Genomic DNA, 16,430 nt, shown 5'->3' with positions numbered 1-16,430 from the left:
CGGCCGGGGCCTCGACGGTGCTGGCGTGGGATCGGGCATCGCCCAGGGCGGGAGCATCGGCCACACTGGCCGCGTTGGCCGGGGAGGCGCGGCGAGTGTGGTGGCTCACAGTCTCGTCGGCGCCCACTGCCGCCTCCGGGCGCGGCGCGGACAGGGCGCGGGACTCGGCAGGCGTCACAGTCGGCGGAGTCTACCGGAGTGACGAAACGCCACTAAAAGCCCCGGTGCGTCCAATGTGGTGGGTGAGACGCCGGCCAGCTGAGCCGCCGCATCGGACATCTCGTACTATGGCGCTTTCCGGAAACGACGGCTAGGCGATCGGGGGCGGACCAGGTGACTCCAGGCCGCCGGCACGGCACGACGCTCACCGTCCTGCTGACCGCACTGTTGACCGCCACCGCGTGCGGCCCCGTGGCTGACCGCGCACCGCGCGACCTGCGGGTGGGTTACGACAGCGTCGACGGCACGCTGCGGGTGTGGCCACCGCGGGGCGACCTGGCCGGTGACGCCGCGGCGACGGCGAAGGTCACCGACGCGGTCCGCGACTGGCGTTCACCGGTCGACGACCGGGCGCACCTGCCCTCGTCCGGCATCCTGTTCTCCGGGCGGGTCGACGGCACGCCGGTGGCCCTGGTGGCGGCCGACGTGCCCGGCGAGAGCGCGTCCTGGCTGTTGCAGCTCAGCGGCGACGGCGACCGCTACGCGGTGACCCGCGCCACCGAGTACACCGACCCCGGCTACCTGGTCTACTCCGACGTGCTGCCGGTGCACACGGCCGGCGGCCGGCGCTACCTGGTCTCCGCCCGGGTGCAGCAGCTTCTCGGGCCACAGGGCCGGGCGCTGGCCCTGGCCGATGGCCTCAGCGCCCCGGCCGACGTGCCGGCCTGCGCGGCCGTCGCGGTGACCGCGACCCTGCGGGCCACCGAGTCCCTGCCGCAGGGGCGCGCCGCCGACCGGCTGCTCGACCTGGGCACCGGCATGACCGACCCGCGCTATCCGCTGGTACGCGACGAGTCCGGCGCCGGCCGGCGGGCGCTGACCGGCCTGGACACCTGCGTGCTGGCCGGCGAGCGGGGCCCGTTCGGCAGCATCCCGCGTCGGATCGGCGACCGGGACGCGCCGCGGTCGGTGCCGACGTCCTGGCCGATGGCGAAGCTCACCGTCCGCTCACTCGGTGAGGTCGCCCTCGGCGGTGGCGAGCCGGCCGAGTTGCAGCAGCTCAGTTGGGACACCGACGCCGGCGCGATGACCTCGGTCGTCTACCGCCCGGCGGACGGGAGCGCGCCGGTGGTCTCACCGGCCGACCGGGCCACCCCGTTGCAGACGTACCACCTGCCGCTGCCCGGCCAGCCTCTGGTGGTGCTCAGTTGGCGGCCCACCCGGGACAGCAGCCTCTCGGTGCCGCCCGGAACTCCCCTGCTGGCGGAACGCCCCGGCCTGGTGGTCATCCCCGAGCCGCCCCGCACCCAGACCTACAGCCTCGCAAACGCCGACAAAACCCACTACCGCTCAATAACCCCCCGCTAATCCCCCGCGCCTCCCCTCCCCACGACCCCCACCCCCCCACCCCCACCCCCACCCCCACGCGATCTTGCACTTTCTGCCCGGCCATATGGGGCAAGGCACGCGTAACGGCGACCGAAAGTGCAAGATCGCGCGCAGGGTGGGTGGACGTGCAACGAGCGCGGCGGGCGTCCCCCGTGGGGGGCGCCCGCCGTCGGGGGTTCTAGTTCTGGGCTGGGGCGTCGGTTGGCGTCAACCGGACCGGGGAGTTGTCGAGGCCGGAGATCCAGCCGGTGACGTTGCGGGCCACGTCCTGGGCGGTCAGACCAAGGTCGGCGAGGATCTGCGCGCGGGTGCCGTGCGGGTGCCAGTCGGCCGGTACGCCCAGGTCCTTGAGCGGCACCCGGACGTCGGCGTCGCGCATCGCCTGGCCGAGCGCGTCGCCCACCCCGCCGACCCGGACGCCGTCCTCGACGCTGACCACGAGCCGGTGGCGGGCGGCCAGCTCGACCAGCTCAGCCGGCACCGGGCGGACCCAGCGGGGGTCGACGACGGTGACCCCGTAGCCCTGCTCGGCGACCCGGGCGGCGACCTCCATGCCCAGCTGGCCGAACGAGCCCACGGCGACCAGCAGCACGTCGGTACGCGCCGACTCGGCCAGCACGTCGACCGGGCCGACCCGACGCAGCGCCGGCAGGTCGGCGGCGACGGCGCCGGTCGGGAAGCGCACGACGGTCGGGCCGTCGTCGACGGCCAGCGCCTCGCGCAGTTCCTCGCGCAGCGTGGCGGCGTCGCGGGGAGCGGCGATCCGCAGCCCTGGCACCACCCCGAAGACCGACATGTCCCAGATGCCGTAGTGGCTGGGGCCGTCCGGGCCGGTGATGCCGGCGCGGTCCAGCACGAAGGTCACCGGCAGCTTGTGCATCGCCACGTCCAGCAGGACCTGGTCGAAGGCTCGGTTGAGGAAGGTGGCGTAGACGGCGACCACCGGGTGCAGGCCGCCGAGCGCCAGCCCGGCCGCCGACGTGGCGGCGTGCTGCTCGGCGATGCCCACGTCGTACACCCGCTCGGGGTACTTACGGGCCAGCTTCGCGATGCCGGTCGGCTCGGCCATCGCGGCGGTGATGCCCACCACGTCCGGCCGCTCGTCGGCGATGGCCAGCAGCTCGTCGGCGAAGACGTGCGTCCACTTCACCGCTGGCGCGGCCAGCAGCGCTCCGGTCTCCACGTCGAAGGCGCCGCCGGGGCCGTGCAGGCAGTCCGCCTCGTCCTCCTCGGCCGGGCGGTAGCCGTAGCCCTTGCGGGTGACCGCGTGCACGATCACCGGGCCGCCGAAGTTCTTCGCCGCCCGCAGCGCGGACTCGACCGCCGCCACGTCGTGCCCGTCGACCGGGCCGACGTACTTGATGCCGAGGTCCTCGAACATGGCCTGCGGCGCGACCGCGTCCTTGATGCCCTTCTTGACCGCGTGCAGCACCTCGTACATCGGCTTGCCGACCAGCGGGGTGGAGCCGAGTGCGTCCTTGACCGTGTCGAGGACCTTCTCGTAGCCCGGGTTGAGCCGCAGCGAGGAGAGGTGGTCGGCGAGGCCGCCGATGGTCGGCGAGTAGGACCGGCCGTTGTCGTTGACGACGATGACCAGGGAGTTGCCGGCGGTGGCGATGTTGTTCAGCGCCTCCCAGCACATGCCGCCGGTGAGCGCGCCGTCGCCGACCACGGCCACGACGCTGCGCGCCTCGCCCCGCAGGGCGTACGCCTTGGCCAGGCCATCGGCGTAGGAGAGCGCGGTGGAGGCGTGCGAGTTCTCGATCAGGTCGTGCTCGCTCTCGGCCTGGCTGGGGTAGCCGGAGAGGCCACCGCGCTGGCGGAGCTTGTCGAAGCCGGCCTGACGGCCGGTGAGGATCTTGTGTACGTACGCCTGGTGGCCGGTGTCGAACAGGAGCCGGTCACGGGGGGAGTCGAAGACGCGGTGCATGGCCAGCGTCAGCTCGACCACACCGAGGTTGGGCCCGACGTGCCCGCCGGTGCGGGAGACCTTGGCGATCAGGAAGTCGCGGATCTCCGCGGCGAGCACGCCCAGTTCCTCGCCCGACATCCGCTTGACGTCCTGCGGACCGCGAACCGTCCCCAGCAGTCGGCCGTGGTTAGCCGTGTCCTCTTCAACACTCATGACCGCAGAGTCTATCGGCCCTGCCGTACTCCGCAGCCCGGCCGAGCCCGCCGCACCCGCACCCGCCGACTGAGCGCCTGCTCAGAGCCCGGCAGGCCCGGCCCACGACGACCGACGGCGGGCCTGGTCAGGACCGGATCCGCAGCCGGCGCGGTGGGGCGGCCGGTACGCCGGGGTACGCCGGGCCGGCCGGGGTCCAGGAACCCAGGACCGCGCCCCGGGTGGCGCCGGTCACTGACGGGATCGACCCGGGCAGGCCGTGCCAGGACAGCCAGCCGAGCAACGCGAAGGCGTACGCCTCCTTGGCCTGCGCCGGCACGCCCAGCTCGTCGGTGCCGCGCAGCCGCCACCGACCGGCACTGAGGGCAGCGAGCCGGCCCAGCAGGGTGGGGTTGCGCACACCGCCCCCGGCGGCGACCACCTCGACGACGCCGCGCCTGTCGCACTCGACGGCCACCACCCGCGCGGTCAACTCGGTCAGCGTGGCCAGCAGGTCGTCCACCGGCACGGGCGCGTCGAGCGCGGCGAGGTGGCGGTCCAGGTAGCCGGCGTGGAACAGCTCCTTGCCGGTGGACTTGGGCGGCGACGCCGCGTAGTACGGCTCGGCCAGCAGTTCGGCGAGCAGCCCCGGGTGTACCCGGCCGGCCGCCGCCCGCGCGCCGTCGAGGTCGCACGGCCGGCCCAGGAAGCGCCGGGCCGCCGCGTCCAGCAGGGCGTTGGCCGGGCCCACGTCGTACCCGAGGACCGGCGCCCCGGGCGCGACCACGGTGAGGTTGGCGATGCCGCCCAGGTTCAGCGCCGCACGCGGCCCGGCGGCGCCGTCGAGCAGCAGCGCGTCGAAGGCCGGCACCAGCGGCGCGCCCTGACCACCGGCGGCGATGTCCGCCGAGCGCAGGTCACTGAGCACCGGTACGCCGACCCGGGCCGCCACCCGGGCCACCGCGCCCAGTTGCAGGGTGCCCCGGGCCACCCCGTCGGCGACCCAGTGGAAGACCGTCTGACCGGGCGAGACCACCGCGTCGACCTGCCCACCGGCCAGCTCCAGGCCGACGGCCGCCGCCTCGGCGAACACCTCACCCAGGCGGTTGTCGAGCCGGCAGACCGCCTCGATGGTGGTGGCCTCCGGCGGCAGCAGCGCGGCGATCTCGGCACGCAGGGCCTCGTCGTACTCCAACTCGCGGTGCCCCAGCGGCCGCAGCCAGAGGGTGTCCTCCTCGGCGGTGAACTCCGCCGCGACGACGTCCACCCCGTCGTACGACGTGCCCGACATCAACCCGACGATCTTCACGGCGTCAGGTTAGCGGCGGCCCGAGTCACCTGGTGGCAGCCCCGGCGGCGGTCAGCCCGCGCCTGGCACGAGCGGGCAGACAGCCCTACGCGGTGTCGCTGGTCGCGGGCTCGGGCACGCCCGGCACCAGCAACGCCACCAACTCCACATGCTGCGTCATCGGGAACAGGTCGAACCCGCGCAGCGCCGCCAACCGCCAGCCCAGCCCGGCGAAGGTGCGTACGTCCCGGGCGAAGGCCGCCGGGTCGCAGGCCACGTACGCGATGGCCCGAGGGCCGGCGGCGGCCAGCGCGCGGACCACCGCGGCGCCGGCCCCGGCGCGCGGCGGGTCGAGCACCACCACGTCGACCGGGCCGGTGATCCGCCGGCGGGCCAGCGCGGTCTCCACCCGGGCCGACACGACCTCGACGCGGGGCAGGTCGGCCAGGTTCTGTCGGGCGGCGGCGACGCCCTGCGGAGCCGCCTCCACCACGGTCACCCGGCCGGTCGCGCCGACCCGGGTGGCCAGCCCGGCGGCGAACAGCCCAGCGCCGCCGTAGAGGTCCCAGGCCACCTCGCCCGGTCGCGGGTCGAGCAGCTCCAGCACGGCCGTGGACAACGTGTCGGCCGCCGCCGGGTGCACCTGCCAGAAGGCGGACGCGGGCAGCGTCCAGTCCCGCCCGGCCGCCACCTCGCGGACCACGGCCGGCCCGCTCACCGGCGTGGAGATCCCGTCGCGGACCTCCGCGACTGTCACGTCCCCGCCGGTGCTGGCGACGGTCTCCACCGCGTCGGCGGCCGGCCAGGACGCGCCGGTCGGGGTCAGCACCGGCAACTGCTGGATGGCCGGGTGGGCGATCCGGCAGCGGTCGATCGGCACGACCTCGTGCGAGCGGTGCTTGAGCAGGCCGGCCCGGTCGGCGGCGTCCACCGCGTAGCGGACCCGGGAGCGCCAGCCCAGCAGCCCGCCGGGCAGCGCCTCGACCCGGACGCCGAGGCGGTCCAACTCGGCGTCGGTCAGCCCGCCGAGGCGGGTCAACTGCTCGCGCACCACGGCGGCCTTCCAGGCCAGCTGCGCCTCGGGGGCGACGTGTTGCAGGTCGCAACCGCCGCAGGCGCCCGGTTTCGCGTACGGGCAGGGCGGCTCGACCCGGTCCGGCGAGGCGTCCAGCACGGTCACCGCGTCGGCCCGGACGAACCCCTTGTGCACCTCGGTGACCTCGGCGATCACCCGCTCGCCGGGCAGCGCGTGCCGGACGAAGACCACCTGCCCGTCCACCCGGGCCACGCAGTGCCCGCCGGGTGCGACCGCGTCGACGGTCAGCTCGACGCGCTCCGCCTCGGCCAGGCCAGGCTCAAACTCCGCGGGTGCCGCGGTCCGCTCAGTCACGGCCGCCTCCGACTGTTCCGCTGCCCACCGGGCCGCTCTCGCCGGGCTGCGCGGGCACCACCTCCGGGGGCACCGTGCCCCGGGGCCCGCGCGCCGGGGTCCGGGACAGGGTGGCGTCCAGCCGGTCCAGGTTCTTGCTCGCGCTCGAGGCGAGCTGCCAGGGAACGCTCACCACCATCACCCCCGGTTCGAAGAGCAGCCGGCCCTTGAGGCGCAACGCGCTCTGGTTGTGCAACAGGTTCTCCCACCAGTGCCCCACCACGTACTCGGGGATGAAGACGGTGACCACGTCGCGCGGTGACTTGCGGCGCGCGGAGGCCACGAAGTCCAGGATCGGCCGGGTGATCTCTCGGTACGGCGAGTCGACCACGGTGAGCGGGATCGCCATCTCCCGCCGCTCCCAGTCGGCCTGAAGATCGCGGGTGTCCTGCTCGTCCACGTTGACCGTCACGGCGGTCAGCGTGTCCGGCCGGGTGGCCCGGGCGTACGCGATGGCCCGCAGCGTCGGCTGGTGCAGTTTGCTGACCAGCACGATCGCGTGGTTGCGGGCGGGCAGCACGGCCCGGCCCTCGTCCGGCGGGGTCAGCTCGGCGGCGACCCGGTCGTAGTGCCGGCGGATGGCCAGCATCAACACGTAGATCACCGCCATCGCGGCGATCGCGATCCACGCGCCGAGCAGGAACTTCGTGATCAGGACGATCACCAGCACGGTGCCGGTCAGGCCCGCGCCGAACGTGTTGATGGCCCGAGATCGGTGCATCCGGCGGCGCGCCTCCGGGTCCCGCTCGGTCCGCAGCCGCCGGTTCCAGTGCCGGATCATGCCGGCCTGGGAGACGGTGAACGAGACGAAGACCCCGACGATGTAGAGCTGGATGAGGCGGGTCACCTCGGCCTGGAAGCCGACGATCAACACGATCGCGAAGAGGGCGAGGAAGACGATGCCGTTGGAGAACGCGAGCCGGTCGCCCCGGGTGTGGAACTGGCGGGGCAGATAGCGGTCCTGGGCGAGGATCGACCCGAGCACCGGGAAGCCGTTGAACGCGGTGTTCGCGGCCAGGAAGAGGATCAGGGCGGTCATCCCGGCCACCACGTAGAGCAGGATCGACCCGGAGCCGAAGACCGTCTCGCCGAGCTGGGTGGTGACGGTCTTCTGCACGTACCCCTCGGGGCCGGAGACGATCTGCAGGGCCGGGTCCTCGACGAACTGCAGGTGGGTCAGCCGGGCCAGCCAGATGATCCCGACCAGCATGCTCACCGAGATGCCGCCGAGCAACAGCAGCGTCGTGGCGGCGTTCCGGCTCTTCGGCGCCTTGAACGCCGGCACCCCGTTGGAGATCGCCTCGACCCCGGTGAGCGCGGCGGCGCCCGAGCTGAACGTCCGTAGCAGCAGGAAGATCAGCGCGAAACCAGTCACGCTGTGCTCGGCCTGGATGACCAGGTCGGCGCTCGGCGCGCGGAGGTCGTCGCCGAGAACGAAGACCCGGACCAGCCCGGTGAGCAGCATCCCACCGATGACGATCACGAAGCCGTAGGTGGGGATGGCGAAGGCGGTGCCCGACTCGCGCAGTCCGCGCAGGTTGACCGCGGTCAACAGGGTCACCGCGATCACCGCGATCATGACCTTGTGGGTGGCCACGAACGGCACCACCGAGCCGAGGTTGGCCACGCCGGAGGAGACCGACACGGCCACCGTGAGCACGTAGTCGACCAGCAGCGCGCTGGCCACCCCGACCCCGAACTTCGGGCCCAGGTTGACCGTGGCCACCTCGTAGTCACCACCCCCGGAGGGGTACGCGTGCACGTTCTGCCGGTAGCTGGCCACCACCGTGAGCATCACGACGACAACGGCCAGCGCGATCCACGGGGAGAACAGGTACGCCGACGCGCCGGCGATCGACAGGGTCAGCAGGATCTCGTCGGGCGCGTACGCGACGCTGGACAGCGCGTCGGAGGCGAACACGGGCAGCGCGATGCGCTTCGGCAGGAGGGTGTGCTGCAGACGGTCGGACCGGAACGGTCGACCGAGGAGCAGCCGCTTCAGCAGCGAGGTGGGACTGGCCACGAACGCCAAGGGTACGACCACCACGGCGAGAACGCGGGGGTGGGCGATCACGGCTGCCCGGCGCGACGGGGTACGGTCGGTCCCCGCTGCCGACCGGCACGTGGCAGGCTCGCAGTCGAAGGCCACCGGCCGCGCCTGCGCAAGGGCAAGCGGCAGCGGTACGCACCTTGGGAGGGACAGCGTGCACGTCGTGATCATGGGATGTGGTCGGGTCGGGTCGACGCTCGCCCACAGCCTGGAGTCCCGGGGGCACTCGGTGGCGGTGATCGACCACGATGCCGACGCCTTCCGCCGGCTCGGCCCCGACTTCGCCGGGATCACGGTGACCGGGGAGGGCTTCGACGGTGACGTGCTGCGCCAGGCCGGCATCGAGCGGGCGGACGCCTTCGCGGCCGTCTCCAGCGGCGACAACTCCAACATCATCTCGGCCCGTCTGGCCCGGGAGACGTTCGGGGTGTCCCGGGTCGCGGCACGGATCTACGACCAGCGCCGGGCGCAGGTCTACGAGCGGCTGGGCATCCCCACCGTGGCGACCGTGCGCTGGACGGCCGACCGGATGCTGCGGCACCTGGTGCCGGAGGGCAACGTGGAGATCTTCCGCGACCCCACGAGCACCGTATCGATCGTCGAGGTCCCGGTGCACAAGGACTGGATCGGCCGTCCGGTGCGCAAGTTGGAGGAGGCGTCCGGGGCGCGGGTGGCCTACCTGATCCGCTTCGGCATCGGCACGCTGCCCACCGCCTCCACCGTCCTACAGGAGGGCGACCAGGCCTTCATGCTGGTCAGCGACGACATCGTGGGGACGGCCACGTCGGTGGCGGCGGCGCCGCCGGAAGGGGGGCACTGAGCCATGCGGATCGCCATCGCGGGGGCCGGAAACGTGGGCCGTTCGATCGCCCAGGAGTTGATCGACAACGGCCACCAGGTGATGCTGATCGAGCGTCAGCCCAAGATGCTGCGCCCGGACCGGGTGTCGGCCGCCGAGTGGGTGCTCGCCGACGCCTGCGAGCTGGCCAGCCTGGAGGAGGCCAACCTCGCCGGCTGTGACGTGGTGGTCGCCGCCACCGGCGACGACAAGGTCAACCTGGTGGTGTCGCTGCTGGCCAAGACCGAGTTCGCGGTGCCCCGCGTGGTGGCCCGGGTCAACCGGGCCGAGAACGAGTGGCTCTTCACCGAGCAGTGGGGCGTGGACGTCGCGGTGAGCAAGCCTCGGGTCATGGCCGCGCTGGTCGAGGAGGCGGTCACCGTCGGCGACCTGGTCCGGCTGATGACGTTCCGGCAGGGCGAGGCGAACCTCGTCGAGATCACCCTGCCGCCGACCGCGCCGTACGTCGGTCAGCCGATCCACGCCGTGCCGCTGCCCCGCGACGCCGCGCTGGTGGCGATCCTGCGCGGCAAGCGGGTCCTGGTGCCCAGCCCGGACGACCCCATCGAGGCCGGCGACGAGTTGGTGTTCGTCTGCACCGCCGAGGTGGAGGACGACGTCCGCGCGGTGATCCTCGGCCCGGACAGCGTCGAGCGGACCCGCAACTCGCGCTGAGCCGCCCGCGCGGGGCTGCCCCGCGCGGTCAGGCGCCGGGCAGCGGGGACGGTTGCGGTTCCCGGGTGACCCGGCGCACCGTCCAGACCGTGATGAGCAGCAGCAGCGCGTACGGCGGGTAGCCCAGCGCCAGCCGGGCCACGCCCAGCGCGGTGTCCTGGTGGGCCAGGTAGAGCCCGGCCTGCACACCCACCTTGGCCAGCCAGACCACGCCCCAGAGCACGGTCAGCTGGGTGAAGGTGCGCACCAGCTTCGGGTCGTCCCGCCACTCGGAGCGACCCTTGGCCACCAGCACCGACCAGATCCAGCCGACGAGGGGCTGCCGGATGGCCGCCGAGATCAGCAGCGCGATGCCGTAGCCGATGCCGTAGAGGATGCCGGGGAGGTAGAAATCCCGCTCGTCGCCGGTGCGCCAGGCGATGGCGGCGCCGATGCCGACGCCGAACAGCCCGTTGACCGCGTGTCGGATCGGCCGGCGCTGGGCCAGTCGCAGCCCGGCGATCAGCAGCGCGACGGCCACCGAGGCGATCACCGCCGGCCGCAACTCACCGATGATGTTGGCGACGACGAAGACCACCACCGGGATGCTGGATTCCACCAGCCCTCGCCAGCCGCCAAGCTGATCGGCCATCTGCTCGGCGACCGTCGGCAGTCGCTCGTCGTCCTGAGGACCGGTCTCCGGCTGTGCCGCCCGGTGCTGTCCCGTCGTCATGGCCGGCCTTCCGTCCGCAGCGCCGTCACTTCGGCGAGTCCAGCTCGTAGTACGGGTTGTAGATGACCTTGCGGTCGTCGCGCATCGCCACCCGGCCACGCGCGGTCAGGTGTCGCCCCGGCTCGATCCCGGAGATGTGCCGTCGGCCCAGCCAGACCAGGGTGACCACGTCGCTGCCGTCGTACAGGTCGGCCTCGAGGGTGGGCAGATTGGTGCGCGGCGTGTAGACCACCGTGCGCAGCCGCCCGGCGATCGAGACCACCTGACCCCGGGAGCACTGCTGGGCCAGGACGCCGCCACACTCGGCGCTCTCCTGGCGCAGCTCCTGCGCGTCGATCTCGGCCTCGCTGGCGGTGAACCGTTGCAGGATGCGCCGCAGCGACACCCTGCTCTCGTCGGTCATCATGACCTCCGCGTCACCCTCTCCACGCTCACCGGCCCGCCGTGGGGCACTGCCCCGGCACCGGCAACGCCGGAACCGTTCCGCCAGCGTACGCCGACGGGGCCGGTTCCGGCGCTCCGGTGCTCGGCGGTCAGACCTGGCGCGACTCGGAGGCGGCGGCCGCGTCGCCCGCCTCGGCGTCGGCCTGGTCGGCCATCTCCCGAGGCAGGCGCAGCGGCAGCGGCTCGCGGACCGGCTTGGCCTCCTGCCCCCGGTCGACCACCAGGCCGTCCAGGCACTCGGCGAGCGGCCCGGCGCTGGCCGGGTCGACTGCCACCCGGCCCTGGAAGACGCCGCGGACCATCCAGCGCGGCCCGTCGACACCGACGAACCGCAGGTGCGTGGGGCCGTCCTCGGTACGCACCTGGGCGTGCAGCTCCGGGCCGTACTCGCCGTCGACCTCCTGGGCGGTGGCACCGTCGCGCAGCAGCGACTGACGGATCTCCTCGCGCACCTCGTCCCAGATCCCCTCCGAGCGGGGCGCGGCGAAGACACCGAGCTGCAGGGCGTTGTCACCGTGGACCAGCACCACCTGCTGGATCACGCCCTGCGGGTCGGCCTGCACCCGCACCTCCACCTCGGCGACCGCCGGGATTTGCAGGCTGCCCAGGTCGAGGCGCTGCACCTCGTCGTTGACCTCGGAGATGTCGTACGGCCCGCGCACCAGCGCGGGCGTCGACTCGCCGGTGCCCTCGTCGAGGACCTCGGTGGTCCGCTCGTCACGGGTGTGCCGCCCGGCACCGGCCCGCTTTCGGGAGAAGATCACTGCGCCCGCCCTCCGCTGTTCGCACTCACCCTGCCACCTCTTCCGTCCGGCCACGGCCCGGCTCGTCGACCCGATCCCGCGCGACCCGATCCTGCCCGGCCGGCGACGGCACCAGTCCGGCGTGCCCGCCGGTCGAGCCGTGCCCGCCGGTCCCACGCTGGGACTCGGGCAGCTCGGCCACCGGCTCGAACCGCGCCCGTGCGACCCGCTGGATCACGAGCTGCGCGATCCGGTCACCGCGGGAGATCTTCGCTGGCGTGTCCCGATCATGGTTGATCAGGTTGACCAGGATCTCACCCCGGTAGCCGGCGTCGACCGTACCGGGCGCGTTGAGCACCGTCACGCCGAGCCTGGCCGCCAGGCCGGATCGCGGATGGACCAGGCCCACGTACCCCTGCGGCAGGGCGATGGCCACCCCGGTGGGCACCAGGGCACGGCCGCCGGGCGGCAGCTCCACGTCCGTGGCGGCCACCAGGTCGGCCCCGGCGTCGCCCGGATGGGCGTACGCGGGCAGCGGCAGCTCGGCATCGAGCAGCCGCACGGGCACGGGTACGACGTCGGTCACGAGACCCTCTTCCGTCCGGTTGTCGGGCTGACCATGCCATCCTGCCGGTTACCCGGGCCGTCGTGCGCCGTACCCTCGCAGGAGTGAGCATGTCGCCCTCCCCGTCCGCCGGTCGGCCACCGGTCGCGGCCCGTCCGACGTACGCCGAACGGCTGGATCTGCCCTGGTGGCTGTGGCTGGTCGGGTTACTGGCCGCCGCTCTGCTGGCCGTCGAGATCTGGATGGGCGGCACCGGCGCGCGTGCCTGGGTGCCGTTCGCGGTGCTGCTGCCGATCACCGCGGCCGGGCTGTGGTGGCTGGGCCGGATCCGCGTCGCGGTCACCGACTCGGAGCTGCTGGTGGACGACGCCCGGCTGCCGGTGCGCTTCGTCGCCGACGTGGTCCCGTTGGACGCGGCCGGCCGCCGTGAGGTGCTCGGGGTCGGCGCGGACCCGCTCGCCTTCGTGGTGCAGCGGCCGTGGATCAGCGGTGCCGTGCAGGTGGTGCTCAACGATCCGGCCGACCCGACGCCGTTTTGGGTGGTGAGCAGCAGACGTCCGGTCGAGCTGGCCGAGGCGCTGCTGGCCGCCCGGGACGCTCGGACGCCCGCCGACCGGAGGGCCGCCGAGCCGGGCTGACCCCCGCCGGCGCACACGGCGCGCGGCCCGACTGGGGCCCACGCGACCGACGGAGGCGCAGGGCCTGCTGAGGCCCGCGCGGCCCGCTCAGGTGCCTGTCGGCGGGCCGGGCAGGGCCGATGGTGGCGCCGGCCGGGCGATACCGCGACGGCGCAGGTCCACCTGGAGCTGCTCGGCCATCTGTCGAGTGGCCCGGCGGTTGAGGAAGCTGGCTACCGCCGCACCGGTGAGGAACGGCCCGAGCGTGGTGAGGTTGCGCCCGAAGCGCCGCAGCAGCGTGTCCCGCAGCTCCTTGCGGGCGGCGGTGCCGAGCACCGCGCCCACCCCGACGCCGGGCACCATCGGGTTGACTCCGCGCTGGGTGGCCCACGAGTGCACCAGGGCGACCGTCCGTTGGCTGCCGCTGTCGGCCAGCGGCACGCCGTAGACCTCGTGCAGCTCACCGACCAGCTTCAGCTCCACCGCCACCACCGCGACCGTCTCGGCGGCGAGCAGCACCGGCGCGGAGAGCAGGGTCGGTGCGACAGTCCACTCGACGGCGGCGACTCCCCCGCCGGCCGCGCCGACCCCGGCGGTCGTCCGGGCCGCGTTGCGGATCAGGCGATCGGCCAGGGCGGCGTCGTCCAGGCCGGGGAAGTGTTGGCGCAGGGTGGCCAGGTCCCGTATCGGGATGTGTGGGGCGATCTCGGCCACCGTGTCGACCATCCAGCGCACGGCCGCACGGGGCTTGAAGAGGTCGGAGATGCCCCGGCTACGGGCCTGCCCGACCATCCGGGCGAGAAGTTGACGCCGCCGGGCCGGCTCGATGTCGTCAGCGGTCAACGCCGCGACGGTGGCGCCGAGCTCGTCCGCGCCGCCGCCGGTGGTGTCGGCTCGATCGCTCATGGGTCGGACCTCCCGCTGCTGTGGCATCCCGCTACGAGTCAAGCAGGTACCCACGGGAGTCGCATGCCTACACCGGTAGCGGCGGCCCCGATCAGGAGGCCGCCGCCGGTGTTGTGAGTGTCAGACGCACTCGCGGCAGATCAGCTCGCCGTTCCGCTCGACCGCCAGCTGGCTGCGGTGATGCACCAGGAAGCAGCGGGCGCACCGGAACTCGTCCTGCTGCATCGGTAGCACCTTGACCGTGAGCTCCTCGTCGGCCAGATCGGCACCGGGCAGCTCAAAACTCTCGGCGACCTCGGCCTCGTCGACGTCCACTGCGCCCGACTGTGAGTCGACGCGCCGGGCCTTGAGCTCTTCCAGGCTGTCCTCGCCGAGGTCGACCTCGTCGCGACGCGGGGCGTCGTAGTCGGTGGCCATCGGTTTCACTCTCCCATATCGATGTTGTCGCTTCCGGTTGTAACGCCGGACGACGCTGTTTCGGTTCCGCTGGCCGGCCACCACTTGTGTCGGGCTCCCGACCCGTGGACCGCACGGATCGAGATCGCCGGGGCAACTCCCCTGCGAGCGCGGAACCTTACCCCCCCTAGGGCGAGGCATGTATACCGCCCTTGCGGTTGAGATGTACGCCACCGCACGCCAAGATGTTCCCGATGTGACTCAGGCGACACGAAGATAGGGGTAGTAGTACCCGGTTCGCGGTCGGCGCGCCGGCATGTCGGGCTGTTTCCACGCGACGGCCGGACAACCGTTAACCTCAGCGGCGTATTCGACGGCCGGCGGTCAGTGCGATCGATGACGGCCGCCGCCGCCCACCTGAGCTCCCGGGAGCGCCCAGATGAGTTTTGCGCGAGTGCGAGCACTCGTCGTGGTCGGCCTGCTGGGGGTCCTGGCCCTGGCCTTCGTGATCACCGCGGTCCTCCGCGACAGCCAGAGTGGTGCGGGCGCCAAGGGCTGCCCGGACGGGTGGCCGCTGGCCGACGTCACGCTGCACGAGACCAAAGACGTCAAGATCAATGTGTTGAACGCGACCGACGAGCCGGGCCGGGCCGGCGCCGTCGCGGACGACTTCCGCAACCGCAAGTTCCAGGTCCAGAAGGTCGGCAACGCGCCGAAGGGCATCGACGAGGTGGCCGTGCTGCGGTACGGCCCCAAGGGCGTCGGCTCGGCGCACCTGCTGCGGGCGTACTTCCTGAACAACGCCGACTACCAGTACGACGAGAAGCGCACGGACGACGTCGTCGACGTCGTGCTGGGCAACGGCTTCCAGCAGCTCGCCACGACCACCGAGGTGAACCAGTCTCTCGGTGACCTGGGCGCCCCGCAGGCGCCCCGGGGCTCCTGCCCGTCCCCCGCCGCCGACAAGTGACCCGGTAATCGGCCGGGCCACCGGACGTCGCGGGCGCCCCTGCGTGGCGGCCGGTGTCGTCGGACGCGCCCGGCCAGCCTCGGCTGCCGGTCAGGGGCCGCCGGAGGCGTCCAGGGCGGCCAGCCGGTCGTGTAGCGGCTGCAGGAGCGCGGGCGGGGCCGCGATCACCAGGTCGGGGCCGGGCGGGCGACCGGCCAGGCCGGTGACCCGCACGCCGGCCTCCGCGGCCACGAGCCCGCCGGCGGCCAGATCCCAGGCCTCCAGACCCTTCTCGAAGTACGCGTCCAGCCGCCCCTCCGCCACCAGGCAGAGGTCCAGCGCGGCGGCGCCCAGGCGGCGGATGTCCCGCACGTGCGCGATCAGCCCGGCCACCACCGACGCCTGGTGCGCCCGCCGCCCGGCGTCGTAGCCGAAGCCGGTGCCGACCAGCGCCTGCCCCAGGTCCGTCTCGCCGGAACAGCGCAACCGGACACCGTCGCGCCAGGCGCCACCGCCGGCCGTGGCGGTCCACTCCTCGCCGGTGCTCACGTTGCGCACCACGCCGGCGACCACCACCCCGTCCACCTCGGCGGCCAGCGACACCGCGCTGTACGGCAACCCGTAGAGGTAGTTCACGGTGCCGTCGATCGGGTCGATGATCCACCGCACGCCGCCCGGCTCGGCCGGCCCGGTGTCCTTCGTGCCGTACTCCTCGCCCAGGACGGCGTCGCCCGGCCGCAGCCGGCGCAGCGCGTCGAGCACCTGCCGCTCGACGGCCCGGTCCGCGGCCGTGACCACGTCGGTGACCGTGCTCTTGGTCGCCGCGACCGAGACACCCTCGACCCGCATCCGATGTGCGGTGGCCGCGGCGTCCCGTGCCACGTCGAGCGCGATCGCGAGCAGTTCCCGCGCTGACGGCGCCGAATCGTGCATCCCAAGGTCCCCTTCCCGTACGACCGGGGTGTTCCGGGCCGTCCGCGAGTATCATCTTTACAAAGTCCACATCTGCGCCGAATCGGCGGTCCCGCCGCCGTTACACCGTGCGGCGCAGGATGATCGCCGCAGACGGCGTTACAATTCACCCTGCCCACGCGCCGCGGACCGCCGACCACCGGCCGGCCCGGGACACGGGGGCCCCTCAACCACATCGTCTGGCTCGGTTGCCC

At 73.2% G+C, this 16,430-nt stretch carries 16 protein-coding genes; 5 read left to right on the top strand and 11 right to left on the bottom strand.

Translation table 11 applies throughout. From position 1 onward, the window contains the following. Positions 1–372: 372 nt before the first annotated feature. Positions 373–1,527 (top strand): hypothetical protein, encoded by a 1,155-nt coding sequence (locus ABZ808_RS28560; protein WP_357012431.1) that lies wholly within the window; start codon positions 373–375, stop codon positions 1,525–1,527. Positions 1,528–1,726: 199 nt separating this feature from the next. Here ABZ808_RS28560 and dxs read toward each other — a convergent pair whose 3' ends face one another. The 4 genes from dxs to ABZ808_RS28540 form a co-directional block, all read right to left on the bottom strand. After that, positions 1,727–3,673, bottom strand: a complete 1,947-nt coding sequence (gene dxs / locus ABZ808_RS28555) for a 1-deoxy-D-xylulose-5-phosphate synthase (RefSeq protein ID WP_357012366.1) — start codon at positions 3,671–3,673, stop codon at positions 1,727–1,729. A gap of 127 nt (positions 3,674–3,800) precedes the next feature. Further along, positions 3,801–4,961: an anhydro-N-acetylmuramic acid kinase gene (locus ABZ808_RS28550; RefSeq protein WP_357012363.1), complete on the bottom strand. Its 1,161-nt coding sequence runs from the start codon at positions 4,959–4,961 to the stop codon at positions 3,801–3,803. Positions 4,962–5,046: 85 nt separating this feature from the next. Further along, entirely contained in the window at positions 5,047–6,330 is a 1,284-nt protein-coding gene (locus ABZ808_RS28545) for a TRAM domain-containing protein (protein ID WP_357012361.1), read from the bottom strand. Further along, the gene (locus tag ABZ808_RS28540) at positions 6,323–8,392 is read right to left on the bottom strand and encodes an APC family permease (RefSeq protein ID WP_357012359.1); all 2,070 of its coding nucleotides are present in this window, start codon (positions 8,390–8,392) and stop codon (positions 6,323–6,325) included. Before ABZ808_RS28540 ends, ABZ808_RS28545 begins: the two co-directional genes overlap by 8 nt. Positions 8,393–8,573: 181 nt before the next feature. Between ABZ808_RS28540 and ABZ808_RS28535 the strand changes: the two genes are divergently transcribed. After that, complete coding sequence (locus ABZ808_RS28535; protein ID WP_357012357.1) at positions 8,574–9,239, top strand: TrkA family potassium uptake protein; 666 nt, start codon at positions 8,574–8,576, stop codon at positions 9,237–9,239. Positions 9,240–9,242: 3 nt separating this feature from the next. Then, complete coding sequence (locus tag ABZ808_RS28530) at positions 9,243–9,932, top strand: TrkA family potassium uptake protein (protein WP_357012354.1); 690 nt, start codon at positions 9,243–9,245, stop codon at positions 9,930–9,932. Between the two features lie 28 nt (positions 9,933–9,960). On the opposite strand, the gene ABZ808_RS28525 is transcribed toward ABZ808_RS28530, so the two are convergent. The 4 genes from ABZ808_RS28525 to dut all read right to left on the bottom strand — a co-directional run bounded on the left by ABZ808_RS28525 (position 9,961) and on the right by dut (position 12,417). Continuing rightward, positions 9,961–10,644: a DUF3159 domain-containing protein gene (locus tag ABZ808_RS28525; protein ID WP_357012352.1), complete on the bottom strand. Its 684-nt coding sequence runs from the start codon at positions 10,642–10,644 to the stop codon at positions 9,961–9,963. A gap of 25 nt (positions 10,645–10,669) precedes the next feature. Further along, positions 10,670–11,050 (bottom strand): OB-fold nucleic acid binding domain-containing protein, encoded by a 381-nt coding sequence (locus ABZ808_RS28520; RefSeq protein ID WP_357012350.1) that lies wholly within the window; start codon positions 11,048–11,050, stop codon positions 10,670–10,672. A gap of 127 nt (positions 11,051–11,177) precedes the next feature. Then, entirely contained in the window at positions 11,178–11,852 is a 675-nt protein-coding gene (locus ABZ808_RS28515; protein ID WP_357012347.1) for a DUF3710 domain-containing protein, read from the bottom strand. Positions 11,853–11,877: 25 nt separating this feature from the next. After that, entirely contained in the window at positions 11,878–12,417 is a 540-nt protein-coding gene (gene dut, locus ABZ808_RS28510; RefSeq protein WP_357012345.1) for a dUTP diphosphatase, read from the bottom strand. 89 nt (positions 12,418–12,506) lie between these two features. On the opposite strand from dut, the gene ABZ808_RS28505 reads away from it, so the two are divergent. Further along, on the top strand, positions 12,507–13,034 hold the full coding sequence (locus ABZ808_RS28505; protein ID WP_357012343.1) for a DUF3093 domain-containing protein: 528 nt from the start codon (positions 12,507–12,509) through the stop codon (positions 13,032–13,034). 87 nt (positions 13,035–13,121) lie between these two features. Here the strand turns inward: ABZ808_RS28505 and ABZ808_RS28500 are convergent, their stop codons facing one another. Together ABZ808_RS28500 and ABZ808_RS28495 are read right to left on the bottom strand one after the other, a co-directional pair. Beyond that, on the bottom strand, positions 13,122–13,919 hold the full coding sequence (locus tag ABZ808_RS28500; protein ID WP_357012340.1) for a hypothetical protein: 798 nt from the start codon (positions 13,917–13,919) through the stop codon (positions 13,122–13,124). A 120-nt stretch (positions 13,920–14,039) separates the two neighbouring features. Next, positions 14,040–14,336, bottom strand: coding sequence for a DUF4193 domain-containing protein (locus ABZ808_RS28495; RefSeq protein ID WP_007075406.1), 297 nt, complete (start codon positions 14,334–14,336; stop codon positions 14,040–14,042). Positions 14,337–14,769: 433 nt separating this feature from the next. Here ABZ808_RS28495 and ABZ808_RS28490 point away from each other — a divergent pair, with 433 nt between their 5' ends. After that, complete coding sequence (locus tag ABZ808_RS28490) at positions 14,770–15,285, top strand: LytR C-terminal domain-containing protein (protein ID WP_357012429.1); 516 nt, start codon at positions 14,770–14,772, stop codon at positions 15,283–15,285. Between the two features lie 90 nt (positions 15,286–15,375). Here the strand turns inward: ABZ808_RS28490 and ABZ808_RS28485 are convergent, their stop codons facing one another. Then, entirely contained in the window at positions 15,376–16,197 is an 822-nt protein-coding gene (locus ABZ808_RS28485; RefSeq protein WP_357012338.1) for an inositol monophosphatase family protein, read from the bottom strand. Between the last annotated feature and the right edge of the window lie 233 nt (positions 16,198–16,430).

Origin of the sequence: Micromonospora sp. NPDC047527 (assembly GCF_040643015.1) — a bacterium.
Classification (GTDB): domain Bacteria; phylum Actinomycetota; class Actinomycetes; order Mycobacteriales; family Micromonosporaceae; genus Micromonospora.
This window is presented reverse-complemented; position numbering and strand designations above follow the sequence as displayed.